The sequence below is a fragment of the Plantactinospora sp. GCM10030261 genome, assembly GCF_042666615.1.
GTDB lineage: Bacteria > Actinomycetota > Actinomycetes > Mycobacteriales > Micromonosporaceae > KBS50.
On record NZ_JBHTDD010000012.1, the window covers coordinates 49,273 to 74,061 of the forward strand.

Genomic DNA, 24,789 nt, shown 5'->3' on the forward strand with positions numbered 1-24,789 from the left:
GGGTGTTGCGTGGGGTGCAGTAGCGCAAAGGCCCCGATCACTGCCGGGCGACCCGATCACTGCCGGGCGACCCGGCCGCTCAGCCGTCCTCGGAGCGACCCCGCCGCCAGTAGCCCATGAACGCCACCGACCGTCGGTCCAGGCCCCGCTCGCCAACCAGGTGCCGGCGCAGCTCGCGGACCATGCCGGCCTCGCCGGCCAGCCAGGCGGCGCAGCCCAGCGATGCCGGCGTGTCGGGAACCTCCCAAAGCGGCTCCTCGCCGGCCGCGGCGGAGGCAGCCGCGGAGCCCGACACCGCCATGACGGGCACGGTGGCGGGTGCCGACGGCTCGGGCAGCAGCCGGGCGGTCGCCGCCTGGACCGCCGGAACCAGCCGGCTGCCGTGCCGGCCCGCGCCACGCGGCAACCAGGTGATCGTCATGCCCGGCGGCGCCGGCAGGTCGAGGATGTCGCCCGGGTGCGGCACTTCCAGCAGCGCCGCGCCCCGCGCGGTCGCGGGCAGCCGGCCGAGGATGGCGGCGATCGCCGGTACGGCTGTCTCGTCGCCAGCGAGCAGGGTGACGCCGCCGGGCACCGGCGGGCGGAACTCCCGGCCGCCGTGGTCACCGGCGTGGTCCGCGTTGGGCCCGAGCACCATGAGCCGATCGCCAGGCGACGCCGCACCGGCCCACCGGCTGGCCGGGCCGGCGTCGCCGTGCAGCACCATGTCGACGTCCAGCTCGGCGACGGCGGGCCGGACCGCGCGCACCGTGTAGGTGCGGAACGGGTTGCGCCGCTCGGCCGGCAGCTCCCGCCACCGGGCGTACCAGTCCGGACCGGTGGGCAGATGCCGGAAACCATGCCGGGCCAGCGGGAAGACCAGCTTGATCCGCTGGTCGAAGCCGTTGTCGGCGAGCCGGTCCAGGTCGGCGCCGGTGAACGTGACGCGGAGGAAGCTCGGACCGATTCGGGTCAGCCGGCGCACCTCCACGTCGAACAGCCGCCACGGCAGCGTGGTCGGCTCGGCGATCCCGATCGGGCTCACGGTGTGCTCCTCATCGAATGGGCGGACGTCGTGTCAGGCCAGTCCGGCCCGGGAGTGGCGGGATCGCCACAGCAGCCAGACGAAGTACGGGGTTCCGAGCAGTGCGGTGACCAGACCGGCCGGGATCTGGGCCGGCGCGATGACGCTGCGGCCGATGGTGTCGGCCAGGCCGACCAGCAGGGCACCGGTCAGCGCGGCCACCGGCAGCACCCGGGCGTGCCGGCCACCGACCAGGGCCCGGGCGGCGTGTGGTGCGACCAGGCCGACGAAGCTGACGACGCCGATCGCCGACACCGCGGTGGCGGCGAGCAGCGCGGCCCCGACCAGCGCCACGAGCCGGGTCCGTTCCAGTCGCACGCCCAGCACCCGCGGGGTGTCCTCGTCCAGGCTCAGCAGGTCGAGGTCCCGGCGGGCCCACGTCACCAGCGGCACGAGGAACAGCAGAGCGAGGGCGACCGGCAGCACCTGCGCCGGCGTGCGCCCGTAGGTGGAGCCGGACAACCAGGTCAACGCCCTGCCGGTGTCCCAGGGGTCGACGGCGACCACGATGAACGTGGTAATCGCGAGGCAACCGTTGTAGAGGCCGATACCGATCAGCACGAGCCGGTCGGAGTTCAGGCCACCGCGCCAGGCCAGCCCGTACACCAGCGCGAAGGCGAGCAGCGCGCCACCGGTGGCCACACCGGTCATCGTCCAGACACCAGCGAGTGGCACGAACGTGAGGAGGGCGACGGCGCCCACCCCGGCGCCGCCGGTGATGCCGAGGATGCCCGGCTCGGCGAGCGGGTTTCGGCAGACCGCCTGCACGGTGGTGCCGGCCACGGCCAGCGCCGCGCCGGCCAGCAGGGCGGCCGCCACCCGGGGCCACCGCTGGTCCAGCACGAACGTGTACGCGGGGCCGGTCTCCTGGCGCAACCAGTTGAGCACGTCGCCGGCGAGCATCCAGGTGTCCCCGGCCAGCATGCCGAGGCCGACGGCGACGACGGTGAGCACGGCGCAGGCGGTGAGCACGGTCGCGTACCAGCCGCGCGAGCGGATCGCGCCGGGGCGGGCCGCCGGTGGGCGGCGGGTGGGGCCCGAGTCCCGGTACCGGCGGGCCAACCAGATCAGGACCGCGGCGCCGACCATTGTGGTGATAACCCCGGTGGGGATGTCTACGCCACCCTGGCCGCCGAGCACCAGCCGGAGCAGGACGTCGGCGCCGAGGACGATGAGAATGCCGGCGATCCCGGACATCGGCATCGCGACTCGGTGCCGATGCAGTCCCGGGACGCGGGCGACAAGCAGCCGGACCAGGACCGGCGCGCAGAGACCGACGAAGCCGATGGGGCCGGCGAGGGTGACCGCCGCCGCGGCCAGCAGCACCGCCAGCAGCACCACGATCAGCCGGGTACGCCGGACGTTGACCCCGAGGACGGTCGCGGTGTCGTCGCCGAGGGCGAGGACGTCCAGCCGGTGCCCGATCGCCAGCAGCACGGCCAGCACCGCGGCGACCAGCGGGGCGAGCTGGGTGACGGCGGACAGGTCGGTCTGCACGAGGGAGCCCTGGCCCCACGCGAACAGCCCGATGGTGGCCTGTTCGTGCAGCAGCATCACCAGCGAGGTGAGGGAGTTCAGGGCTAAGGCGGTCGCCGTGCCGGCGAGGATGAGCCGGGTCGGGCCGGACGCCCCGCCGGCGGACAGGACGAAGACGAGGCCCGCCGCCGCCAGCCCGCCGAGGAACGCCACCAGCAGACCCGGCAGCACCGGCAGGGCCGCGCCGAAGGCGGCGGCTGCGACCACCGCGAGGTGCGCCCCGGCATTGACGGCGAGGGTGTCCGGGGAGGCCAGCGGGTTGCGGGCCAGGGACTGCAGGGCGGCGCCGGCGACGCCGAGCGCCAGGCCGACGACCAGGCCCGCGAACAGCCGCGGCAGCCGGGAGGCGACCAGCACCCGGGCGGCCTCCTGGTCGTCGGCGCCGAACGCGAGCCGGATCAGGTCGAGCGCGCCGACGGCCGCGGTGCCCTGGGTGAGGTGGACAGCGGTGAGCGCGAGCAACGCCGCGACGGCGAGGGCGACCACCACCGCGAGCCGGATCCGGCCGCGGGGGGCGGTGGGCGGCGGCGGTTCCACCGGGGTCCGGGTCGGCGCGGAGGCCGACCCGGACCGTCGGGCGGGGACGAGGTCGGTCATCAACCGGCGTACGCGCTGACGAGCTGCTCGATGTACTGCTGGCAGGAAAGCGGTCCGCCGAAGGTCCAGATCCCGTCCGGCATCTTCTGCAGCTTCTTCTGCTTGACGAAGGGCAGCGAGGTCCAGATCGCGTTGTCGGCGAGGCCCTTGACGAACACGTCGTCGCCGTCCGAGGCGTTGTAGAAGAAGGTGACGTCCTTGTCCTTGAGCGCGGTGAGGCCCTCCACGTCGGTCTGGCCGAGTCCCCACTCCGGGTCGACCTTGCCCTCCCAGGCGTTGCGGAGGCCGAGCTGGATGCCGAGCTGGGAGACGAGGGCGCCCTGTCCGAACATCCGGATGGCGACGGTGCTGCCCTCCTGCCAGCCGTCGGCGATCGCGAAGTACTTGCCGGCGGCGCCGGCGTCCGTGATCCGCTTCTTCCCGGCGTCCAGCGCGGCGTCGAAGTCGGCCAGCAGCTTGTCGGCCTCGGTCGTCTTGCCCACCGCGGTGGCGATCATCTTCAGGTCGCCGCGCATCCGGCCGAGGTTGTCGCTCGCGTCGCTGCCCTTGGTGACCAGCACGGGGACGAACTTCTCCAGCTGGGCGATGATCGCCTCACCGCGGCCGGTCTCGGTGACCACGAGGTCCGGCTGCAGCGCCACGATCGAGTCGACGCTGGGCTCGGCGCGGGTGCCGACGTCCTTGACGCTCTCGTCGAGCTTCGCGGCCGTGACCCAGGTGCCGTAGCCCTTGACGTCGGCCACTCCGGCGGGCATGGCGCCGAGGCTGACAAGCATCTCGGCCTCGCCCCACTCGAGGGCGACGACCTTGCTGGCCGGTGCCTTCAGCTCGACCTGCTTGCCCCGGCTGTCGGTGACGGTGACCGGGCCGGCGCTGGCGCTGGCCTCCGGTTCGGTGCCGGCGTCCTCGGTGGTGCCGCAGGCGGCCAGCGGCAGGGCCGCGACGACGGCGGCGAGCACGGCGAGGGTACGTGATCTGATCATGATTGGCTTTCCCTGTGGTGGTTGACGGTGCGGGGCGGGACCGGCTACGCCGGCTGCCGGGTCCGCTGGGTGTGCCGCCCGATCGGGCGGGTGCTGAGCAGTCCGGTCTCCGGGTCGGTGCGCACCTCGATCCGGATGCCGTACGCCTCGCTGAGTGCCGCCTCGGTGAGCACCTCGGCCGGCGGCCCGGCGGCCCGGACCCGGCCGTCCTGCATCAGGACGACGTGATCGGCCACCGCGGCGGCCTGGTTGAGGTCGTGCAGCACCACCCCGACGGCGACCCCGTGGTCGTCGGCGAGGTCGCGGACGAGATCGAGGATCTCCATCTGGTAGTGCAGGTCGAGGAAGGTGGTCGGCTCGTCGAGAAGCAGCACCCGGGCCTGCTGGGCGAGGCAGGTGGCCAGCCAGACCCGCTGGGCTTCGCCGCCGGAGAGTTCGTCCACACCACGCTCCGCCATGCCGGTGACCCCGGTGACGTCCATGGCCCACGCGACGGCGCGCGGCCCGTCCGGGTCGGCGGCGCGCCAGCGGCCCCGATACGGGTGGCGGCCGTAGCCCACCACGTCCCGGACGGTGACCCCGTTGGGGGTGGGCCGGCTCTGGGAGAGCAGGGTGACCCGGCGGGCGAACTCGACCGGCGAGAGGTCGACCGCGGGCGTACCGTCGTCGAACCGCACCTCTCCCCGATCCGGCCGGTGCAGCCGGGCGATGGAGCGGAGCAGGGTGGACTTGCCGCTGCCGTTCGGGCCGACAAGTGCGGTGACGCGGGAGGCCACGAAGTCGATCGAGGCGTTGTGGACGACCGGGTTTCCGTGGTAGGCAAGGTCGAGATCCTGCCCGTGGATGCCGTCGACCGACGCGTGCGGTGCTGTCACGAGGGTTAGGTTAGCCTAACCTCTCGGCCCGGGGAAGCGGGGGGTCGATTCCCGCCCGCCCTACCCGACCCGGACCCGGAAACTGCGGGTGGCGAACGGCGACAGGGTCATCCGTCCGGCGATCGGCGCCGCACCGACCGGCCGTTCCCCGAGATCGCACTCGACCAGTTCGCCATCGATGCCGGACACCGTGACCTCGGCCGCCGTCGACCTGGGGTTGACCAGCCGCAGGATCGCGCCGGCCCCGTCCTCGGCCGGCTTGTACGTCGACACCAGGGCGCCATCCACCGCGAGGCCGGGCACCGGGCCAGGCACCGGGTGTCCGGGGCGAAGCTGGTACGCCCGAAGCGGTGCCCGGCGACGCGCCGCGGCCGCCGTGACGGCCGCCTCGTCCGCGTCGAGCCGCACCCCGATCGAGGCGCTGACACGCCGGCGGCACTGTGCCTCCGGTGTCGGCACCTGCGGTCCGGCCCCCGCGGTGCGCGCCCGCAGATCCGGGCGCGACAACCAGCCAACCGCACGCAGGATGGTCACCGCCAGCGTCGGGCGGTCGCCGGCTAGTCCCCGCACCTCGGGCAGACCGGGGGCGAGCACGGCGAGGCCCGGCAGCGCCGACACCGACCGCACCGGGGCGGCGTTCGCGTCCGCCTCGTAGCCCCGCTCGGCGGGTAGCGACCCCAGTGGCGCGGTGAGCGGCCGCGAGAGCAGGCTGAAGTGGGCGTCGGCGAGCCACGTGCCGGCGGAGTCCCCGGCGGCGAACCCAGCCGGGGCATCGGTCGGAAAGAGTGCCTGGAGCCGGTGGTCGTCCGCGGTGTTGTCGAACGCCACGGTCCAGTCCAGCTCCGGTACGCCCGCCCAGAGCGTTGCCGTGACGGTGACCGGGATGACCACCCGGGTCGTCGAACGGGCGGTCCGGTCGGCGCTGAGCCCGGCGGGCAGGTCCAGGTCGGCGGTGGCGATGATCCGCACCGCGACCGGGGACTTCTCCACCCGGGCCGACCGCAGCACCGGGGTCACCGACTCGTCGCGCACCGGGGGGTCGTAGGTATACGTGTCGCCCGCGTCACCGACGTCCACCAGCCGGCCCAGCCCCGGCAGGGTCCGGCCGGAGGCGGCGTCGGTGAGGGTGAACGACGCGTCGTCGGCGACGGCGAGGGTCCAGTCGCCCTGGCTGATCGTCCGCCCCGGCACGGCACCGACCAGGTCGGGCACGCCGGCCTCGACAGTGGCGGAGAAACCGGTCCAGCCGCCGGCCGGAACGTCGGCGACGAACGCGACGCGGTGCCGGACCGTCTCCCGAGTGTCCGGCAGGATGTCCAGGTCGGCGCAGAACAGCGGGGTCGATTCGGCGGCACTCACCTCGAACGGCACCGCCTGACCGGTCGCGTCGGTCAGACCGGTGATCGTGTGTCCCGGCGCGGTATACACGTCCAGTGCCACCGGACCGGTCACCGGGCCGGCGTGCGGGTTCAGCACCACCAGACCGGCGGCCTCGGTCGCCGGGTCACCGGCCAGCCGGGTGTCCAGTCCCAGGTCCAGCAGGGCGCGTTCGACCAGGTGCTCCCCCACCTGGGTGGCCCGGGCGAACCGGACCTCGTTCTCCCGGTGCACGTCGTCGACGGAGCAGCCGCAGATCGAGTCGTGCGGGGCGTTCTGCAGCAGCAGGTCCCAGGCGTGCCGGAGCAGCCCGATCGAGCCCCGCCGGCCGGCGCGCACCGTGAGCGGCTCCGCCCACGACTCCAGCAGCGTCTCGGCCGCCGCGTTGGCCTGCTTGAGATACAGCCGGGTGGACAGCGTGCCGGCGAGCACGAAGGTCAACCAGTCGCCGCGGTGGCGCAACTCGCCGGTGACCACCGCCTCCTCGGCGACGGCGTCCCGCACCCGGGCCACGTAATCGGTGAGAGTGCTCTCCACGGCGGTCGGCAGGCCGCCGGGCAGGGACCTCGGCGCGAGGTGGTCGGCGCCGTTGAGCAGCAGGTACGGCCCGGCGGGGTCGCGCCCGGCCTGCCGTGCCCGATACTCGTCGAGCCGGTCCGCCGCCGTCGCGGGATCCCACAGCACCTCGGGCTGGTAGTAGCCCTGGTTGACCGCTGTCACCGCCGAACCGTCCGGAGACCGCCAGCTGAACCGGGCCAGCCCGGGTGGCGCGCCCCGCCATACCAGGGCGGTGTCCAGCCCGAAGCCGCGCAGCACCCGGGGCAGGTCGGCGGGGTGGCCGAAGGCGTCCGGGCAGTAGCCCACCGTGGACAGCTCCAGCCCCAGCTCGGCCGCGACCCGGCGGGCGGTGAGCAGGTTGCGGATCAGGTTCTCGCCGGAGACGAGCTGGTTGTCGGCGAGCACGTGCCACGGCCCGATGGAGAGCCGACCGGCGGCGGCGTGTCCGCGTACCCGCTCGGCGAGGTCGGGGCGGACGGCGACGGCGTCGGCCGCGGTGATGGTCTGGCCGTCCAGGTGGAACCGGCCCAGCGTCCCGTCGTCGAGCTGGTCGCAGACCCGCTCCACCAGCTCGGTGAGCCGGGCCCGGAACGCCTCCATCGGCCGGTACCACTCCCGGTCCCAGTGCGTGTGATGGACGACGTGCACGGTCATGACAACTCCCGGGAGGTCAGCAGGGCGGCGGCGAAGCGGGACGTGACAACGGCGGGACGGGTGATCGCGGTGCCCACCACGACGGCGTGCGCCCCCCGGCGCAGCGCCTCGGCGGCCTCGTCCGGCGTGTTGATCCGCCCCTCGGCGATCACCGGCACCGGCAGTCGCTCGGCGAGCGCCGCCACCAGGTCCAGGTCCGGGTCCGCCGGTACGGCTCCGCCGGTGTAGCCCGCCAGCGTGGTCCCGACCAGGTCGGCACCGGCCGCCACCGCGGCGACCCCGTCGGCGACACTCGCCACGTCGGCCATCAGCAGCACCTCGTGCCGGTCCTTCACGGCGGCCACCGTCTCGGTGAGGCTCCGGCCGTCGGGCCGGGCCCGGCTGGTGCCGTCGAGCGCCACCACGTCCACCCCGGTCGCCGCGACGGCCTCGGCATGCGCCAGCGTCGGGGTGATGTAGACGCCCGACCGGCCGTGCTTGACCAGACCGATCAGGGGCGTGTCCGGCAACGCGGACCGCAGGGCCCGCAGGTCGCGCAGACCCTTGGCGCGGATGGCCACCGCCCCGCCCGCCAACGCCGAGCGGGCCAGCGCCACGATGTGCTCGGGGTGGTCCAGCGGCTCGCCGGGGTCGGCCTGGCACGAGACGATCAACCCACCCCGGATGGCCTCCAGCGGGCTCATCGGGCGGCACCTGCCGCCCGCAGTCGCCTGGTTAGCGGGCCGGCGTCCGGTCTGGTTCCGCGGCCACCGTCCCGACCGGTTCGGGGGCCGGCCTCGGGCCGGACGCTCACCGGATCCGGCAGCACGCCGCGGATCAGCCCCGCGACGACGTCACCGAACGGGCGGCCCGCGGGGTCCGGCAGCTCGGTGCCGAGTGCCGCGGCGGCTCGGCGCAGCGCCGTGCCGTCGGACCGGCCGACCGGCCGGTCCGGGTCGACCGCGAGGTCGGCGGCCCGGTCCCCCTCCAGCGCGCCGTACGCCGCGGCGAGCTGCACCGCCGGGAAGAGCGGATCGTCCGCTCCGACGTCGGACACCCAGGCCAGCGGCACCCCGGCGGCGACCAGGTCGCGCTGCACGGCGAGCCGGAACGCGGGATCGATGCGCAGGTCGGCGACCGCGCGGCCGTCCAGGGCGCACCGGGCGGCGGCGGCGCCGGCTGCCTCGCCGACCGCCCACTCGCCCTGGTGCACCCGGTACGCGGCGGCGGCGACCTGGGTGGCGCCGAGGTTCTTGCCGGCGGCGAGCAGGTTCCCGCCGGCCTCCCGACGGCCACGGGCGGCTCCGCCGCCGGGCGTGGGGACCAGCGCCGCCGCCGGCACCGTGAACGGTGCCGTCTCGCGGTACACCGGTGCCGGATGGCCGGCACGTTCGTGCAGGTCGACGTGGTACCAGGCGACTCCCAGCGAACCCGGCAGGTGCCGGGCGCGGGCCCGGCCGGGCACCGGCGCCAGATCGTGCCCGGTCACCGGCTCGGTCACCGCGATGCGCCGGGACTCCCGCAGGTAGGGCGCCTCGGCGAAGCCGTCCGGCGTGCCGGCCGCCGCGGGCGCGTACCGCAGGCCGGCGAAGCCGCGCTTACCATCGGGGCGGGGAGCCTCGGTGCGCAGCCAGTGCACGAACCCGGCGGTCAGCGCCCGACCGGCCCGCTCGGCCCCGGCCGGATCGCGCACCGGGTCGTGCCCGGCGCAGTCGTTGGACGCCCAGTTCAGCACGGCGAGTTGTGGCTCGTCGGCGCGTAGCCGTCGGTAACTCCAGAACGGCGGCCGGCCGTCCGGCCCATCGGTGAACATCCGGTAGCGGTGCGTGCCGCCGTCCCAGCCCGGGATGTCGAACGAGAACCGGTGCCGCGCCTCGGCGTACCCGGTCGGGGGTGGGCCGGTGAAGTCGGCGCCGGGATGGTGCTCGACAAGCGCGCACCAGGTGAACGACTGCTGGGCCGCCGGGTCCGGTCCGCCGGGCACGGCGTCGGGTTCGCCGTACGCGTCCCGGCCCTCGGAGCCGAGGACGGTGGCCACACCCGCGAGCGGGGCGAAATCGCCGCGCTCGGTGGCGTCGCAGAACACCCGGGCGCCCAGCACCGTGCCGTCGTCGAGGGTGACGTCGCGGACCATTCCCCGGTCGGTCCGGGCGGCCACCGGCGCGCGGCCGGTCAGCACCGTCACTCCCGCCGCGTTCAGCATGTCCACCAGCACCCGCTCGCCGACCGCCGGCTCGAAACAGAGCCGGCTCACCCAGCCGGCGCCGGGATTGGCCACCCCGCCGTACCGGGCCCGGACCGCGTCGCGGAACGCGCGGTAGCTGGTCGAGCAGCCGAAGCTCTCGATGTGCGGATGCTCGTCCAGGGCGGCCAAGCCCTGGGTGGTGACCTGCCCGCCCACCCGCGAGCACTCCTCGGTCAGCACCACCGAGGCGCCGGCGCGGGCGGCCGCGAGCGCTGCGGCGATCCCGCCGAGGCCGCCGCCGATCACGGCGACATCGGCGGTGATCGTCGGATCAGGGCTGGTCACCGGTGTCCTCCAGGGAGAAGTCGATCTCGTAGGTGCGGTTCCAGGGCAGCCGGACCGAGCCGGCCGCGAGATCGATACCGGGCACCGCGCGCAGCGCCCGCCACCGCTGGTCGAGCAGTTCGGCGACGCGGGCGGTCACCGGGGCCGTCCGGTCGGCCGGAACGTGGTCGTGCCGGGTCGGGTCGGTGCCGAGTTCGCGGCGCAGCAGGGGTCGGGCGTACGACATCCAGACGTGGTCGTCGAGCAGCCGGTGGGCCAGCAGCCGGCGGTGCGCGGCCGGGTCGAACCGACCGGTCGCCCTACCGACCTGGTGCGCGACGAGGACGGCGAGGGCGCTGCCGACGGTGTTGCCGGCGGTGTTCCAGCCGGCGAAACCGGCCAGCCGGGAGTACGTGCCGTCCGCCGCCAGGTCGGTGACCAGCCGGGGGTCGGCACCGTTGCCCAGCGCGCAGTCGGCGAGAGCGACGGTGTGACCGGCGTCGAGCAGCCGGCGGACGAGGGCGCCGGTCCGGGCCGCCGGCACCGGGTCGGTGTCCGCCGGCGGGGCGGTGGCCCAGTCGGCCGGGCCGGGCTGCGGTGGATGCACCACCAGCACCGCGTCGACCTCGTCCGACGGGACGCCGGACGCCGCGCCGGTGACCAGGATGGCGCCGGTGGCCACGGCCTGGCTGGCCAGCCCGGCGGCGAGCGGTACCGGCTCGTACCGGGCCGTCCGGTCCAGCCCGTCCGGCTCCGCGCAGGCCACCGCGACCCGGGGCCGGTGCCCGGTGGCGGCGGTCAACGCCCGGGCCACCAGCACGCTGCCGATCTCGTCGGCACCGGGATGGGCGAGCACCCGGTCGGCGGCCTCCAGCCAACCCGCCCAGGTCCGCAGCCACCGCCACTCGGCGGTGCCGACGGCGTGCACGGCGGTGTCGTCCGCGCCGACCACCAGGGTGTCCAGCACGCCGTCGACGGCAAGCCCCAGGGCGATCTGGTTGAGCACGTGGTTGCGCTGCCGGCGACGCAGGAAGTCCCGCCGGATCTCCGCCGGGACGGTGGCGGGCCGGCGCGCGGCCGCCGGGTCGCCGTCCAGGGCCCGGTGCAGATCGGCCGAGTACGCGTGCAGCGCGCGCCCGTACGTCGCCCAGTACCCCGGCTCCTCACCGGCGTCGTCGGCGTCCGGGGTGCGCTGCACGACGGTGGCCGCGTACACCGGGCCGCGCACCGCGCGCAACGCGGTCCACCGGGTCAGCACCGTGGCGACATCGTCGTCGCGGGTACGCGAGGCGATCAGGCCACCGAGACCGAGAGTCTCCAGCGCCACCACGGCGGCGTCCGGATCACTGGCGGCAAGCCAGTCGGCGAGCCGGCCCGGGTCACCGGGGCGGCGACCTGCCGGCAGCGCGGCGGCCGGCGGCACCTCGACGCGCGCACCGGCCACGGCCGCCACCTGGGCGGGCAGCGTCCGGCACACCGGCCGGTCGTCCAGCGGCAGCAGGGCGATCCGCATCAGGAGCCGCCCGGCCACAGGGTCTGGGCGGCGTGGGTGGCCGCGCCGACCAGCGCGGCGTCCGGTCCGAGCCCGGCGGGCACCAGCGGCACGGCGCCGAGCACCGGCATGCAGCCGGCGGCGAACGCCGGGGCCGCCGCGGCCAGCAGCTCGGGAACCGCGGCGCCACCGCCGATCACGATCAGGTCGGGGTCGAGGACATTGGCCAGGCCCGCGAGGGCGGTCCCGAGCGCGGCGCCGGCGACGGCGAGGGCGTGCCGGGCGGCCGGGTCTCCGGCGGCCGCCCGCTCCACCACCCGAGGCAGGGTGGTCCCCGGCCCGCCGCTGGCATGGGCGTACCGGGCGGCGATGGCCGGGCCGGCGGCGATCGCCTCGACGTGCCCGGTGCTGCCGCACGGGCAGGGCAGGCCGGTGGCCTGCGGCACCGGCAGGTGGCCGAGGTGCCCGGCGGCGCCGAGCCGGCCGACCAGCAGTCGCCCGTCGAGAGCCAGGCCGCCGCCGATACCGGTGCCGATGGCGACGCCGACCACCAGGCGCCGGTCCTGGCCCGCCCCGTGCACCGCCTCACCGAGGGTGAACGCCTGCACGTCGTTGAGCACGGTGCTGGGCCGGCGCAGCCGGGCGGCCAACTCGGCGCACACGTCCACGCCGGTCCAGTCGCTTATCGACGAGGTCGCCGCGGTGACCAGGCCGGTGCCCGGATCGACCAGGCCGGGGGCGCCGACCCCGACGGCCACCGGATCGCCGCGCAGCGATCGGACCAGGGCGGCGGCGGTGTCCAGCACGGCGGCGGCGCCGTCGGTGGCCGGAGTGGCGGCCCGGGTACGGGTGAGCACGACCCCGTCGCGGACCAGCGCGGCGTCGGTCTTCGTACCGCCGATGTCGACGGCGGCCACGAGCGGGCTGGTCATGTGGTCCTTCGGGTGACGGTGATGCGGAAGTCGTACCGGTCGGCGCGGTAGATGCTCTCGGCGCGCTCCACCGCGGTGCCGGTCTCGTCGTAGGTGACCCGGCTGACCCGCAGGGCCGGCGAGTACGGCGCGACCGCGAGCAGCCGGGCCTGGTCGGTGTCGACCACGGTCGCGGCGATCACCTGGTCCGCGTGGTGTACCCGTACCCCCCGGGCCGAGAGCGCCGCGTAGAGCGAGCCGGCGACGGTGGCCTCGTCGAGGTCGCCGGCCTGGTCGTTGCGTAGCCAGACGTCCTCCACGCACATCGGCAGCCCGTCGGCGAGCCGGAGCCGGCGGATGTGCACGGCCGGCGTGCCCGGCGAGACCGACAGGTCCCGGGCGATCGCCACCGGCGCCGCCGTGACGGTGAGGTCGAGCAGCCGGGAGTCCGGGGTGAGCCGACGGCTGCGCATGTCCTCGCTGAAGGAGGTCAGCGCGAGCGTCTTGGAGATGGTGGCGGGATCGGCGACGAAGGTGCCGGCGCCCTGGGCGCGGTAGACCAGGCCCTCGTCCTCCAGCCGGCCCACGGCCTGCCGGACGGTGGCCCGGCTGACGCCGAACCGGCCGACCAGCTCGCGCTCGCTGGGCAGCGGATCGTGCGGGCGCAGCGTCGAGCCGATTTCGGCACGCAGCGCGTGGTAGAGCGCCTCGTGCTTGAACGCCACCTTGTTCGCCAGCGTCATCCCTTGACCCCTCCCTCTCCGACCCCGCGGAAGAACATCCGCTGCAGCCCGAAGAACACGGCAAGCAGCGGCAGCACCGCGATCATCGTGCCGGCCGCCACCACCCGCTGGTCGTTGGTGAAGGTGCCGGACAGGTACTGCAGTCCGACGGTGAGGGTGAAGTTGTCCGGGTCCTTGAGCACGATGAGCGGCCAGAGGAAATCGTCCCAGGCGAACAGGAAACTGAACACGCCCACCACCGCCAGGGAGCCGCGCACGCTGGGCAGTGCCACCCGCCAGAACCGGGTCCACTCCCCCGCGCCGTCCATCGCCGCGGCCTCCTCGACCTCCCGGGGCAGGGCGAGAAACGCGGTCCGCATGACCAGGATGGACAGCCCGGAGACCGCTCCCGGCAGCAGCACCCCGAGCAGGGTGTCGACCAGGCCGAGGCTGCGTACGGTGAGGAAGACGTTCACCATGATCACCTCGAACGGCACGATCAACGAGGCGAGTACCGCCGCGAACACCGCGCCCCGGCCGCGGAACCGCATCCGGGCCAGCGCGTAGCCGGCCATCGCGCCGAGCAGGCAGTTGGTCAGCACGCTGGCCGTGGCGACGATCAGTGAGTTGCCGGCGTACCGCCAGACCGGGATGACCTCGGTGACCCTGCCGAAGTTGGCGAGCGTCGGCTCGGCGGGCAGCAGCGTGGTGTCCGGACCGTAGATCGGCTCACCGGTGCCCTTGAGCGCGGTGAACAGCTGCCACAGGAAGGGTCCGATGGTGATCACGGCCATGGCGACCAGCAGCACGTAGCGCAGCGCGATGCCGCCGTACCAGCCGGAACCGTGTCGCCTGCGGTTGGTGGTCCGGTTCATGCTCCGCTCCCCTCGGTGCGCCGGCGGGCCACCAGCGCCAGCACGGACAGCCCGAGGGTGCCGACGAACAGCACCAGGCTCATCGCCGACGCGTACCCGATCTCGCCACCGACGCCGAGACCGACCTCCCGGATGTAGTACACGATGGACTTGGCCTGCCCGCCCGGTCCGGCGGTGCCGGAGGACAACACGTAGACCTCCGCGAAGACCTTCGCGGCGGCGATCGCGGAGAGCGTGCCGACCAGCAGCATGGTGGGCCGGACGGTCGGCACGGTGACCGACAGGAACCGCCGCACCGGCCCGGCCCCGTCAACCTTCGCCGCCTCGTGCAGATCGTTCGGCACGTTTGACAACGCCGCCAGGTAGATGACCATGTAGTAGCCGAGGCCCTTCCAGATCGTCACCAGCATGGCGGAGAGCAGCAGCAGGGTGGAGTCGGTGAGGAACGGCAGCGGCTCGGCGACCAGCCGCAGCTTGACCAGTACCGCGTTGACCAGCCCTTCCGAGGAGAGCAGCCAGCTCCAGATCAGTCCGACGACGACCATCGAGGCGATCACCGGCGAGTAGAACACCGCCCGGAACGCGCCGATACCGGGCAGTTTGGCGTGGACGAGTTGGGCCAGCAGCAGCGGCAGGGCGACAAGAGCCGGCACCACGACGACGATGTAGAGGGCGGTGTTGCCCAGGGCCCGGAAGAACTCGGTGTCCCCGGCGAGTTTCCGAAAGTTCTCCAGGCCGGTGAACTGGCCCCCGCCCAGCGCCCTCGCGTCGGTGAACGCGAGGACGCCGGTGTTGGCGAGCGGGCCCCAGATCATCAGTCCGGTGATGGCCAGCGCCGGGGCGAGGAACAGCCACGGCACGTACCAGCGGCGGCCGATCACGCAATACTCCTGTCGTCGGGGTGACGCGTCGCGGTGCCGCCGGCGCGTCCGGCGGCACCGCGTACCGCGGTCGTTCGGGATGCCGGCCGGGCCGGCGGATCCCTACCGGTCGAGCAGCTTGTTCGCCTCGGCGACGGCTTCGTCGAGCGCCGCCTTGGGCTCCAGATCGCCCTTCATGGCCAGCTGGATCTTGCCGATCACCGCGGCCTTGGTGCGGTCGTCCCACTGCACGGGGGTCAGGTTCTCCGCCTTCGCGATCTGCTCGGCCGAGATCTTCCGGGCGAGGGACGTCACGTCACCGTCGGAGGTGTTGGTGAAGTACGGATCCTTCAGCGAGTCGACGGTGGACGGCAGGATCGTGACGATCTTCGAGAAGGCGAGCTGGTTCTCGGCGTTCGTGACGAACTTGGCGAACTCCAGCGCGGTGGCCGGGTTCTTGCTCTTGCGCGGCACCAGCAGACCCATCACCGACATGTTCGTCGTGCCGTCGGCGCTGGCGATCTGGGGTGCGACGCCGGTGGCCTTCGCGACGGCCGGCGCGTTCTCGCCGACGACCTTGAGGAAGTTCGGTCCCGACGGGAAGATCGCCACCCGGCCCGCGGAGTACGCCTCGGTCTCCTTGGCGTGGTCCTGGGTGAGCCAGTCCGGCGCTATCGCCCCGCTGGTGTAGAGGTCCCGCAGCTCGGTGACGTACTGGACCGCCTCCGGGGTGTTGAAGGTCCACTCGGTGGCGTCCTCGTTGAGCAGCGGCACGCCCAGCTTGGCCAGGTTGGGCACGAAGCTGTTCTCCAGCGCCGGGTGCCAGCCGTAGTAGGCGCCGTCGCCGGCCGCGGAGATCTGCCGCGTCTGGGTCAGCAGTTCGTCGATGGTCTTCGGCGGGGCGGCGAGTCCGGCCTTGCCGTAGAGGTCCTTGTTGTACATGGTGACCTCGCTGGTGAGGTACCACGGCAGGGCGTACGAGCCATCCTGGCCGGGAACCTTGAAGGCGTCCCAGGCACCGGGGACGAACGTCGACTTGACGTCGTCGGCGTTGGCCTCCATGTCCCAGAAGATGCCCTGCTTCTCCAGCCGCTGGGCGAAGTTCGGGTTGAGGTTCACCACGTCCGGCAGGGTGCCCGCCTGGGCGTCGTTGGTGATCTTCTCCTGGGCTCCCTGGAACGGCACGTCCACCCAGTTCACGGTGGTGCCGGGATGCTCGGCCTCGAAGTCGTCGATCAGGCCGTTGATGTAGTCGTCGAATGTCGGTTTGAGGGCGAGGGTGGCGAAGGTGATCTCACCCTGCACCTCACCGGAGATCGTGTCGTTCGAGCCGGCGTCGCCCGAACCGGCGTCGTCGCCGCTGGAGAGGCCGCAGCCCGACACGAACAGTACGGACGCCGCGGCGGCGGCGAGGACGGCGCGGGTACGCCTCATAGGGGCCCTCCATGCGGGGAAGTGGTACGGACCAGTGCACCGAGACTGCACGGAATCTGCCCCCCCGTCAAGTCCTCCACCTGGAGAGACGGTCAAAATGTCCCGATAATACGCCGGAAATTGAACCTTGACTTGTCCGTACCACCGGCTCACGATGGGCCGCATGCCTTCGTCCCCCACTCCGTTCCGGCGCCACCTGCTCGCCAGCGTGGCCGGCGGTCTGCTGCTCGCGCTGGTCGCGCCGGCCGGTGCGACACCGGCCGCCGCCGGACCGACAGCCGAGTCCGGCCAGCCGACTGTGGTCGCCGCGGACGGCTCCGCCGCGACCATCGACGCCATCAACCCCTCCTCCCGAACCGCCGGCATGCTCGCCCTCTACACCCCGGAGGCCGGTGCCGAGACCAAGACCAACGCCTTCGGCGGTGAGGCGGTGCTGCGGGAAACCGCCACCCGCGGCCACTTCCAGGTGGTCAGCGTCTGCACCGTCTTCGACACCTGCCCCACACCCGGCAACAACGCCATCCCCGCCGACGGCGTGGTGCTCTCCGCGTCCCCGCCCGAGACCGGCGGCACCGACGACCGCCGGTTCCTCCGCGACCACCTGCGTGCCGGTGACCGGGTGGAACTGCGCAACCTGCTGCTGCGGCGGGCGACCGGCACGATCGACGCCACCGACCCGACCGCGCAGAGCCATCCGGGCGGGGTCGACCCGGCCACCGGCGACTGCTTCCCCGGCTGCCGAGGTGCCGAGCAGCTCATCCGCTACACGTCAGCCAGCGGACGGGCGACGACCGGCACCAACGACTTCGGTTACGAGGTGACGGTCCGGGACGGCCGGGTCGTCGCACGCGGTGGCGGGAACAGCGCCATCCCGTCCGACGGTTTCGTCCTCTCCGGCCACGGCTCGCGCGGCTCCTGGCTGGAGGGGAACGCCCCGCTGGGCGCGAAGGTCACGGTCACCGGCGACGACCTCGTCGTCGACGTGGACGCGGAGAGCTTCCTGATCGGTGCCCGGAGCGCGCTGGCCGCCGCCCGCGACGCCAGGGGCGCGGCCGCCGGGTCCTGCCTGGACGTGGACCTCGCCGCGGTGGACACCGCCACCGGCGAGGCGGAGGCCCTGCTGGACCGGGCGGAGTCCGCCGCCGCGACCGACCCGGTACGCGCCGCCGAGCTGGCCCGGGACGCCAACCGCCGGGCCGACGTGGCCGGTTACCGGACCCGGGAGTCCCGTCCGGCCGAGGGTCGCGGACTCTGGGTACGGCCGATCGAGACCACTCCGGAGCAGATCCGCGCCTCGCTCGACCGGATCGACGCCGCCGGCTTCAACATGGTCTTCCTGGAGACCGTCTGGGGTGGCTACACCATCTACCCGAGCGAGGTCGCCGAGCGGGCCGGCATGCCGGCGCAGCGCCCGGAGATGCGCGGCTTCGACCCGCTCAAGGTGTGGATCGACGAGGCCCACGACCGGGGCATCGAGTTGCACGCCTGGACGCACACCTTCTTCGTCGGCATCGAATCCGGCGGTGGGCCGGTGCTCACGGCGCACCCCGACTGGGCCGCCGTGGAACGGGAGGACGTGGGCAAGCCCGGCCCGCAGCCGTCCCGGATGGAGCCCGGCTACTACTGGATGGACCCGGCGATCCCCGCGGTCCGGTCACACGTCCTCGCGCTGTTCGACGAGATCCTCACCGGGTACGGGGTGGACGGGCTGCACCTGGACTACATCCGGTACCCGGTCTCGCTGCCGTACGGCGCCGACTTCTCCTACTCGGCCCACAGCCGGCAGGCGTTCGCGGCCGAGCACGGAGTCGACCCGTACACGCTCACCGAGACCTCGCCGCAGTGGAAGACCTGGAACGCCTGGCGGGAACGGCAGATCACCACGTTCGTCGACCAGGTCCGGGCCATGCAGGAGCGGGTGGCCGGTGACCGGCACCTCTCCGCCGCCGTGTTCGCCGACCCGACCGACGGTTTGGAGAAGAAGTTCCAGAACTGGGGGGCCTGGGTGGACCGGGGCGTCCTGGACTTCCTCACCGGCATGTCGTTCGGCACCTCGGCGGCGTCGGTCGGAGCGGACACCGCGGTGATGCGGGAACGGGTCGGCGACGTCCCGTTGTACACCGCCACCTACGGACCGCTGCGCGGCTCGGCCCCGGACCTGATGCTCGACCAGGTGCAGGCGGTCAACGACGCCGACTCCGACGGCGCGGCGCTGTTCGCGTACAACCAACTCAACGCCCGGCAGCAGGAGGCCCTGCGGGAAGGTTCGTTCCGCACCCCGGCGGTGGTCCCGCACGCCGACTACCGGGCGGCGGCGGTGACCGGCGTAGGCGCGCTGCGTCGGTCGCTGGCTAAGGCCACGGCCTGCGCACCAGCGCACGTCACCGCGTCGGTGCGGGCCCGGCTCGTCGCCGCCGAGCGGCTGCTGCGTCCCGGTCGGCCCGAGCCGGCCGCCGACGCGGCGGCCCGGCTGCTGGACCGGGCGGCCGTGGACGCGGGCCGGTGGGGCGACCGGGCACACCCGGACCTGACCAGCCGCACCGTTCGCGACCTGCGGATGTACGCCAGGTGGGCGAAGCTCGGCTGACGTCGTCCCGGGCGGTGGTGCCGGAACCGGGTTTCCGGCACCACCGCCGCCGCCTTGGACCGGAGCGCCCGGCACCCGCGCGTGGCACGCCCGCGCGTGGCACGCCCGGGTCGCCGGCCCAGAGGGGATGGGCCGAGGTCAGTCCGGGCCTGGCCGGAAGATGACGATCAGTACCCGGAGCACCAGCACCACCGCGATGATGAACATCGCGTAACCCAGCACCGCGAACAGCTCCACCGAATCGGTCAGCCGCGGACCACCCCGGTTGTCCAGCAACAGCACGGCCATCAGGCCAGCGGCCGCGCCGAGCACCGTGAGCAGCACCTGGTGCAGCAGGCCGGTGACCACCGTCCGGTCCCGCCGGTCGGCGAACAACCGGACGTTCACGGCGAGCCGACCGTGCTCCACGGCATCGGCGATCCGATCCACCCGGCGGGGCAGCCGGCGCAGCAGCGGCAGCAGCGCCGCCAGCTCCTCCTCCATGGACTGTCGCAGCCGCGGTGGCGTCAGCGCCTCCGCCACCCGGACGGCTCCGGCCCGGCGCGCCTCGGTCACCAGGTCGAAGCCCGGGTCGATCAGGGTGAGCGTGCCCTCCAGCGTGGCGAACGCCCGGAACACCGCCGCCACCTGAGGCGGTACGGCGAGCCGGTGCGTGGTGATCAGGCGCATCAGCGCGGTGAACGCCGTCGCGCCGGGGGTGGCGCCCGGGGCGGCGTACCGGACGATCAACCCGCCGAGGGTGCGCTCCAGCTCCCGTTCGTCGATCTCGTCGGGCCGGTCGACGAGTTCCAGCAGCGCGTCGGTGGCGGTCAACGAGTCGGCGTCACCGAGCGCCAGCAGCAGCCGGCCGAGCGCCCGCCGGGTGGTGCCGTCCAGTCGGCCCACGGAACCGAAGTCGAGCAGGCCCACCGAGCCGTTCTCGGCCACCAGCACGTTGCCCGGGTGCACGTCCACGTGGAACAACCCGCGCTCCAGCACCTGGTCGAGCATCGTGTCGAGCAGGGCCGCCGCGGTCTCCCGGCGGCGCGCCACCGGGAGCGCCGCCAGCAGGTCGCCGGCCTGCCCGAGCGGGGTGCCGGGCAACCTGTCCATCACCAGCACGCCGGCCGTGCACAACCGGGACACGGGGGTCGGCACCCGGACCCCCGCACGGGCCGTGGCCCGCAGAGCCGCGGCGACCGCGCGCAGGTTGTCGCACTCCACGGTGAAGTCCAGTTCCTCGCGCAGCGCCTCGGCGAAGCCCGCGGCCAGGGTGCGCATCCCCATCGTCCGGCCCCACAGCGTGCGCGTCTCCAGGGTCCGGGCCAGCCGGAGCAGAATGTCCAGGTCCCGCTCGACGATCCGGGCGACACCCGGCCGGCGTACCTTCACCACCACCTCGGTGCCGTCCGGCAGCCGGGCGGCGTGCACCTGGGCCACCGAGGCGGCGGCCAGCGGCTCCGGGTCGATCTCGGCGAACGTCTCCGCCACCGGCCGACCCAACTCGGCGACCAGCGCCGCCTCGACCCGCGGCCACGGCACCGGGGTGGCCTTGTCCTGCAACCGGGTCAGCTCCTCGACGAACTCCCGGGGCACCAGGTCGCGTCGGGTGGACAGCTGCTGGCCCAGCTTCACGAAGGTGACGCCGCCCTCGTCCAACGCGCGGCGCAACGAGCGGGCGAGCAGCCGGCGGGACGGCTCCGAATCGACCCCGGTGGGCCGCCGCCCGCGCAGGAACCGGCCGAGTCCGTGCCGGACCGCGATCCCGACGATCTGGCTGTACCGGCGGGTCCGGGCCAGCCGCGCGCGCCAGCCGTGGACCAGCTCGACCGGGCCGGGCAGCGACCCGTCCGGAACGATCACCTCGGCGATGACGAGCACGATCATCGCCAGCAGGCAGGCGCAGCAGACCGTGAGGAAGGACAGCAGCAGCAGGGTGCCGGCATCGGTGGGAACCGGTTCCGGTGCCAGGGCCCGCAGTATGTGGCCGGCGACCAGCACGGCGAGCACCGCCGCCAGCACCGTGCGCACCACACCGACGCGGACCCCGAGCAACCGCCGGATCACCGCTCCGAAGAGCAGTAACGTCACCAGCAGGGTGGGGATGAACAACAGATTCCCGAGCAGTGTCTCCATCGCTGGCCCTCCCGCCGCCGCGGTCGTCCGACCGCGACCTCATGATCGCCGTTGGCGGTGGGCACGGCGCTTCCGGGGGTACGCCAGCAGCGCCGCGATCACCAGGTAGGGCACGGCGAACAGGGCGAACGCGGGTCCGTTTCCGGTCGCCGTGGCGACCCCGCCGTACCCGGCGTAGATCACGATGATGAACACGTCGGTGGCCATCCCGGCGAGCGAGGTGACGGTGGCCCGGCTCGGACCGGTGATCCGGTGCTGCAACCGGGCGTCGGCCAGGACGCTGGCCACCTGGAAGCCGCCGAACGCCAGCGCGACGAGGGCGATCCCGGCCGGGTGCCCGGACAGCGATCCGATCGCCATGGCCGTCGCCGCGACCACCAGGAGGACGGCGAAACCCCGACCGCCGAGCCGCTCGAACCGCCCGGTGAGCAGACCACCCACTGTCACCCCGGCCCAGATGAGCGCCAGCAACGGCGGTACGAAGCGCGGTTCGACGCCGGTGTCCCGGACCAGCAACGGGGCGTACTCGTCGAGCGCGCCCCAGATCGTGACGACGGCCGGCACGAGCAGCAGCGCCCCGCGTACCGGCGGATGGTCGCGGACCTCGGCCAGACCACCCCGCAGGCTGGCCCACCAGCCCTGGTCGCCGGGGTCCGGATCGTCGGCGTCGGCGGGTGAGCCGCTGGTCGGGGCGGTGGGCGAGCCGCCGATCGGGCCGGCGGGCCGGTGTTCCGGGAACCGGGCGGCAACCCCGGCGGCGAGCAGGCAGGCCAGCACGCTGGCCGCACCGATGATCGGATAGCCGCCGAGGGCCAGCGCCGGACCCGCGAGCAGGATGGCCAGCAGGACGGCGGTCACCCCGGCCGCCTTGGCCCGACCCATGACCCCGGCGTACCGGTCGGCGGCGTCCAGCCGGTCGAGTTCGGTGAAGACCAACGCCTCCAGGGCGCCGGAACCGAGGGCGTTGCCCGCACCCCACAGCACGAAGCCGGTCGCGAAGGCCCAGTAGGACGGGGCCAGCACCCAGAGCGCGAAGCCGGCCGCCGCCAGCAACGGCCCGCAGACCAGCAGCAGCCGTCGGGACACCGCGTCGGCCAACGCGCCCGAGGGCACCTCGACCAGGATCGACGCGACCGCCCAGATGACGAACAGCGACGAGATCTGCCAGACCGACAACCCGGTGTCGCTGAACAGCAGGGCGTAGACGGGGTAGAGCAGGACGAGTTCGGAGAGGAACGCGTAGCCGTACAGGGTCGCCGACAACCGGCGGACGCGCGTGTCGGGGACGCGAACCGGAACGAGGATCATGAGACCTTCCCGCGGGATCGGAACGGACACCGGAGGTACGGCATCCGTGGCGGTCCGCGGTGGCGGTCATCGCTCAGGACTTAATGTCGCCAGGTCATGGCGCCGATGGTAGGCGGGTGGTGGCCCGGCGGACAACCCGGAATCCGGGCCGGCCGGTGGGCTGGTCGTCGCCGAGAGCCAACCGGGCGCAGTGGGCGCCCTGGTCGCGCAGCGACTGGTGAACCGTGGTCAGCCCGGCCGGTCCGGCCGCCTCGGCGTCGTCGAATCCGGTCACCGCGAGCGCGTCGGGCACCGGGAGTGCGGCCGCGGCGGCCGCGCGTAGCGCGCCGAACGCCAGTTCGTCGCTCATCGCGGCGAGGGCGTCCGGCGGGTCGTCTCCGGCGAGCAGGGCATTCGCGGCCTCCTCCCCGGCCGCCCGCAGATTGCGGGCGCACACCGCCACCCGTACCGCGGACCAGCGGCCGCCCAGGTCCTCCCAGGCGTCCCGGTAACCGGCCAACCGGTCCCGGGTGACCGGGAAAGTCGCCAGTTCGGGGGCGACGCCGGTCAGCACGCCGGACCGGCGGTCGCGGTCCATCGGAAAGCTGAGCACGGCCGGACGCCGCGCGCCGGTGAAGGCCAGCCGTCCGATCGCTCGGGCGGCGGTGTGGTCGTCGATCCGCACCACCGTGAGGCCGGGCCGGGCCGTGCCGGCGTGCAGCACGACCGGCAGCCCGGTGCCCGTCGCGGCGGTCAGCACCGGGTCGTCGTCCGTGGTGGTCCAGACGACGAACCCGTCCACCGCGGCCTCGGTGATCCGCCGGGCATCGGCCGGGCCACCGGTGGCGGGCACGAGGGTCATCCCGACCGCCCGGTCCGCGCAGACCTCGGCGATGCCGGCCAGGAACCGGGCGGCCTGCGGGTCCTCGAAGGCGTACGGCAGGTGTTCGCCGAGCACCACCCCGAGGCTGCCGGCCCGTCCCCGGCGCAGCGACCGGGCGCCGGGGTGCGGCCCGGGATAGCCCAGGTCCCGGGCGGCGGCGTGGACCCGTTCGGCCACGCTCGCGGACACCCGGGCGGGCTGGGAGTACGTGTACGACACCGTCATCGGCGAGACGCCGGCCCGCCGGGCCACCTCCGCCATGGTGGGCCGGCGCCGACCTGTCTGCCCGGGCACCCGCCCAGTGTAGGTGTGTATCGTTACACAACATGACGACGACGGTCCGCGCCTCCTCCGCGTACGCCGGCTTCGCGGCGTTCGGCGTCTTCTGGGGCGCCTGGGGGGCGTCCATCCCCGCGATCCGCGACCAGACCGGCCTCGACGCCGGCCAGCTGGGCACGGCGCTGCTGTTCATCAGCGCCGGCGCGCTGCCCGCGATGCTCGGCACCGGCCGGCTCGTCGACCGCTGGGGCGTGCGGGCGACCGCGGCCCTGGTCGCCGCCCTCGGCCTGGCCGGCCTCCTGGTCTCGGTGGTCGCCCGCGACATGGTCGGCCTGTCGGTGGCGCTCGCCGTCGTCGGCGCCGCCTCCGGCAGCGCCGATGTCGCGTTGAACGCCACCGCCGGGGCAGCCCAGGCGAGTGCCGGGCGGCCGGTGATCGGCCGGGCGCACGGTGTGTTCTCCGGCGCGGTCGTGGTTTCCACGCTGACCGCCGGCGGGCTCTACGCGGTGTCGGCGAGCCCGCCCGTGGTCTTCGTTCCGGTCGCCGCCGTCGGCCTGGTGGTCGCCGGCCTGCTCGCGCGCACGGCCGCGCGGGTGCCGGTACGGTCGATCCCCCGCACCCGCCCCCCGGCCGGGGGACTTCGTGGGCTCCGGATCGTCCTGCTGGTCACCGGCGTTCTCGGCGCCGTAGCCTTCGCGGTCGAGAACGCGCACCAGAACTGGAGCGCGCTCTACCTGACCGACGTGCTCGCCGCGGAGCCCGCCGTGGCCGCCACCGGACCGGCCGTCTTCGCCCTGGTGGTGGCGCTCACCCGGTTCGCCACCGCGCACGTCGGGCTGACCCGGCCGCGCGCCGTCCTCGTCGCCGGTGCGCTGATCGCCGCCGCCGGCACCGCCATCCTGGCCTGGGCCCCGTCTACCCTGGTCGGTCTGCTCGGCCTCGCCGTCGCCGCGGCCGGCACCGCCGCGCTCTTCCCGACCCTGCTCGGCACCCTGACCGCCCAGGTGCCCGACGCGAACCGGGGCCGGGCCACCGCGATCGTCACCGCCGCGTCGTACCTCGGCTTCCTGACCGGCCCGGTCTACGTCGGATGGTGGGCGGCGGCTGCCGGACTGCCGACGGCGATGTTCGCGGTCGCCGGCCTCGCCCTGGCACTGGCCGCCGGCTGTGCCGCGCGAACCGGCCGGATCCGGGCCGGATCCGGCCGGTCACC

At 74.1% G+C, this 24,789-nt stretch carries 17 protein-coding genes and 1 pseudogene; 2 read left to right on the forward strand and 16 right to left on the reverse strand.

All coding sequences use genetic code 11. The features are described 5' to 3' along the window. Positions 1 to 79 precede the first annotated feature (79 nt). From ACFQUZ_RS16135 to ACFQUZ_RS16195, 13 genes are all read right to left on the reverse strand, one after another. Positions 80 to 1,015 (reverse strand): siderophore-interacting protein, encoded by a 936-nt coding sequence (locus tag ACFQUZ_RS16135; protein ID WP_377443072.1) that lies wholly within the window; start codon positions 1,013 to 1,015, stop codon positions 80 to 82. A 42-nt stretch (positions 1,016 to 1,057) separates the two neighbouring features. Next, complete coding sequence (locus tag ACFQUZ_RS16140; RefSeq protein ID WP_377442862.1) at positions 1,058 to 3,196, reverse strand: iron ABC transporter permease; 2,139 nt, start codon at positions 3,194 to 3,196, stop codon at positions 1,058 to 1,060. Beyond that, positions 3,196 to 4,179, reverse strand: coding sequence for an ABC transporter substrate-binding protein (locus tag ACFQUZ_RS16145; RefSeq protein WP_377442864.1), 984 nt, complete (start codon positions 4,177 to 4,179; stop codon positions 3,196 to 3,198). The genes ACFQUZ_RS16140 and ACFQUZ_RS16145 overlap by 1 nt, the downstream gene beginning before the upstream one ends. A 44-nt stretch (positions 4,180 to 4,223) precedes the next feature. Beyond that, on the reverse strand, positions 4,224 to 5,054 hold the full coding sequence (locus tag ACFQUZ_RS16150; RefSeq protein ID WP_377442866.1) for an ABC transporter ATP-binding protein: 831 nt from the start codon (positions 5,052 to 5,054) through the stop codon (positions 4,224 to 4,226). A gap of 60 nt (positions 5,055 to 5,114) precedes the next feature. Beyond that, positions 5,115 to 7,643: a glycosyl hydrolase-related protein gene (locus ACFQUZ_RS16155; protein ID WP_377442868.1), complete on the reverse strand. Its 2,529-nt coding sequence runs from the start codon at positions 7,641 to 7,643 to the stop codon at positions 5,115 to 5,117. Beyond that, positions 7,640 to 8,326, reverse strand: a complete 687-nt coding sequence (locus ACFQUZ_RS16160) for an N-acetylmannosamine-6-phosphate 2-epimerase (RefSeq protein WP_377442870.1) — start codon at positions 8,324 to 8,326, stop codon at positions 7,640 to 7,642. The genes ACFQUZ_RS16155 and ACFQUZ_RS16160 overlap by 4 nt, the downstream gene beginning before the upstream one ends. Next, complete coding sequence (locus tag ACFQUZ_RS16165; RefSeq protein WP_377442872.1) at positions 8,323 to 10,152, reverse strand: FAD-dependent oxidoreductase; 1,830 nt, start codon at positions 10,150 to 10,152, stop codon at positions 8,323 to 8,325. Before ACFQUZ_RS16165 ends, ACFQUZ_RS16160 begins: the two co-directional genes overlap by 4 nt. Next, positions 10,139 to 11,644 carry a DUF4127 family protein gene (locus tag ACFQUZ_RS16170; protein WP_377442874.1) on the reverse strand — a complete coding sequence of 502 codons (1,506 nt, stop codon included), beginning with the start codon at positions 11,642 to 11,644 and terminating at the stop codon, positions 10,139 to 10,141. Before ACFQUZ_RS16170 ends, ACFQUZ_RS16165 begins: the two co-directional genes overlap by 14 nt. Further along, positions 11,644 to 12,555, reverse strand: coding sequence for an ROK family protein (locus ACFQUZ_RS16175; protein WP_377442876.1), 912 nt, complete (start codon positions 12,553 to 12,555; stop codon positions 11,644 to 11,646). Before ACFQUZ_RS16175 ends, ACFQUZ_RS16170 begins: the two co-directional genes overlap by 1 nt. Beyond that, the gene (locus tag ACFQUZ_RS16180) at positions 12,552 to 13,277 is read right to left on the reverse strand and encodes a GntR family transcriptional regulator (protein WP_377442878.1); all 726 of its coding nucleotides are present in this window, start codon (positions 13,275 to 13,277) and stop codon (positions 12,552 to 12,554) included. The genes ACFQUZ_RS16175 and ACFQUZ_RS16180 overlap by 4 nt, the downstream gene beginning before the upstream one ends. Continuing rightward, entirely contained in the window at positions 13,274 to 14,131 is an 858-nt protein-coding gene (locus ACFQUZ_RS16185) for a carbohydrate ABC transporter permease (protein ID WP_377442881.1), read from the reverse strand. Before ACFQUZ_RS16185 ends, ACFQUZ_RS16180 begins: the two co-directional genes overlap by 4 nt. Beyond that, on the reverse strand, positions 14,128 to 15,012 hold the full coding sequence (locus tag ACFQUZ_RS16190) for a carbohydrate ABC transporter permease (protein ID WP_377442883.1): 885 nt from the start codon (positions 15,010 to 15,012) through the stop codon (positions 14,128 to 14,130). The genes ACFQUZ_RS16185 and ACFQUZ_RS16190 overlap by 4 nt, the downstream gene beginning before the upstream one ends. Before the next feature lie 102 nt (positions 15,013 to 15,114). After that, positions 15,115 to 16,425, reverse strand: a complete 1,311-nt coding sequence (locus tag ACFQUZ_RS16195; protein WP_377442885.1) for an ABC transporter substrate-binding protein — start codon at positions 16,423 to 16,425, stop codon at positions 15,115 to 15,117. Between the two features lie 163 nt (positions 16,426 to 16,588). Here ACFQUZ_RS16195 and ACFQUZ_RS16200 point away from each other — a divergent pair, with 163 nt between their 5' ends. Continuing rightward, positions 16,589 to 19,012 carry a glycoside hydrolase family 10 protein gene (locus ACFQUZ_RS16200; protein ID WP_377442887.1) on the forward strand — a complete coding sequence of 808 codons (2,424 nt, stop codon included), beginning with the start codon at positions 16,589 to 16,591 and terminating at the stop codon, positions 19,010 to 19,012. Positions 19,013 to 19,150: 138 nt separating this feature from the next. On the opposite strand, the gene ACFQUZ_RS16205 is transcribed toward ACFQUZ_RS16200, so the two are convergent. From ACFQUZ_RS16205 to ACFQUZ_RS16215, 3 genes are all read right to left on the reverse strand, one after another. Continuing rightward, on the reverse strand, positions 19,151 to 21,127 hold the full coding sequence (locus ACFQUZ_RS16205) for an ABC1 kinase family protein (RefSeq protein ID WP_377442889.1): 1,977 nt from the start codon (positions 21,125 to 21,127) through the stop codon (positions 19,151 to 19,153). Between the two features lie 39 nt (positions 21,128 to 21,166). Further along, on the reverse strand, positions 21,167 to 22,435 hold the full coding sequence (locus ACFQUZ_RS16210) for an MFS transporter (RefSeq protein ID WP_377442891.1): 1,269 nt from the start codon (positions 22,433 to 22,435) through the stop codon (positions 21,167 to 21,169). 94 nt (positions 22,436 to 22,529) lie between these two features. Then, a complete protein-coding gene (locus tag ACFQUZ_RS16215) occupies positions 22,530 to 23,591 on the reverse strand; it encodes a LacI family DNA-binding transcriptional regulator (RefSeq protein ID WP_377442893.1) in 1,062 nt (353 codons plus the stop codon). 308 nt (positions 23,592 to 23,899) lie between these two features. On the opposite strand from ACFQUZ_RS16215, the pseudogene ACFQUZ_RS16220 reads away from it, so the two are divergent. Beyond that, positions 23,900 to 24,739: pseudogene (locus ACFQUZ_RS16220) on the forward strand (MFS transporter); the annotation flags it as partial. Between the last annotated feature and the right edge of the window lie 50 nt (positions 24,740 to 24,789).

Coding starts and splice junctions, on each gene's coding strand:
- ACFQUZ_RS16145 (WP_377442864.1), bottom strand. CDS start 4,179: ATGATCAGATCACGTACCCTCGCCGTGCTCGCCGCCGTCGTCGCGGCC.
- ACFQUZ_RS16195 (WP_377442885.1), bottom strand. CDS start 16,425: ATGAGGCGTACCCGCGCCGTCCTCGCCGCCGCCGCGGCGTCCGTACTG.
- ACFQUZ_RS16140 (WP_377442862.1), bottom strand. CDS start 3,196: ATGACCGACCTCGTCCCCGCCCGACGGTCCGGGTCGGCCTCCGCGCCG.
- ACFQUZ_RS16170 (WP_377442874.1), bottom strand. CDS start 11,644: ATGCGGATCGCCCTGCTGCCGCTGGACGACCGGCCGGTGTGCCGGACG.
- ACFQUZ_RS16160 (WP_377442870.1), bottom strand. CDS start 8,326: ATGAGCCCGCTGGAGGCCATCCGGGGTGGGTTGATCGTCTCGTGCCAG.
- ACFQUZ_RS16205 (WP_377442889.1), bottom strand. CDS start 21,127: ATGGAGACACTGCTCGGGAATCTGTTGTTCATCCCCACCCTGCTGGTG.
- ACFQUZ_RS16155 (WP_377442868.1), bottom strand. CDS start 7,643: ATGACCGTGCACGTCGTCCATCACACGCACTGGGACCGGGAGTGGTAC.
- ACFQUZ_RS16185 (WP_377442881.1), bottom strand. CDS start 14,131: ATGAACCGGACCACCAACCGCAGGCGACACGGTTCCGGCTGGTACGGC.
- ACFQUZ_RS16175 (WP_377442876.1), bottom strand. CDS start 12,555: ATGACCAGCCCGCTCGTGGCCGCCGTCGACATCGGCGGTACGAAGACC.
- ACFQUZ_RS16180 (WP_377442878.1), bottom strand. CDS start 13,277: ATGACGCTGGCGAACAAGGTGGCGTTCAAGCACGAGGCGCTCTACCAC.
- ACFQUZ_RS16200 (WP_377442887.1), top strand. CDS start 16,589: ATGCCTTCGTCCCCCACTCCGTTCCGGCGCCACCTGCTCGCCAGCGTG.
- ACFQUZ_RS16210 (WP_377442891.1), bottom strand. CDS start 22,435: ATGATCCTCGTTCCGGTTCGCGTCCCCGACACGCGCGTCCGCCGGTTG.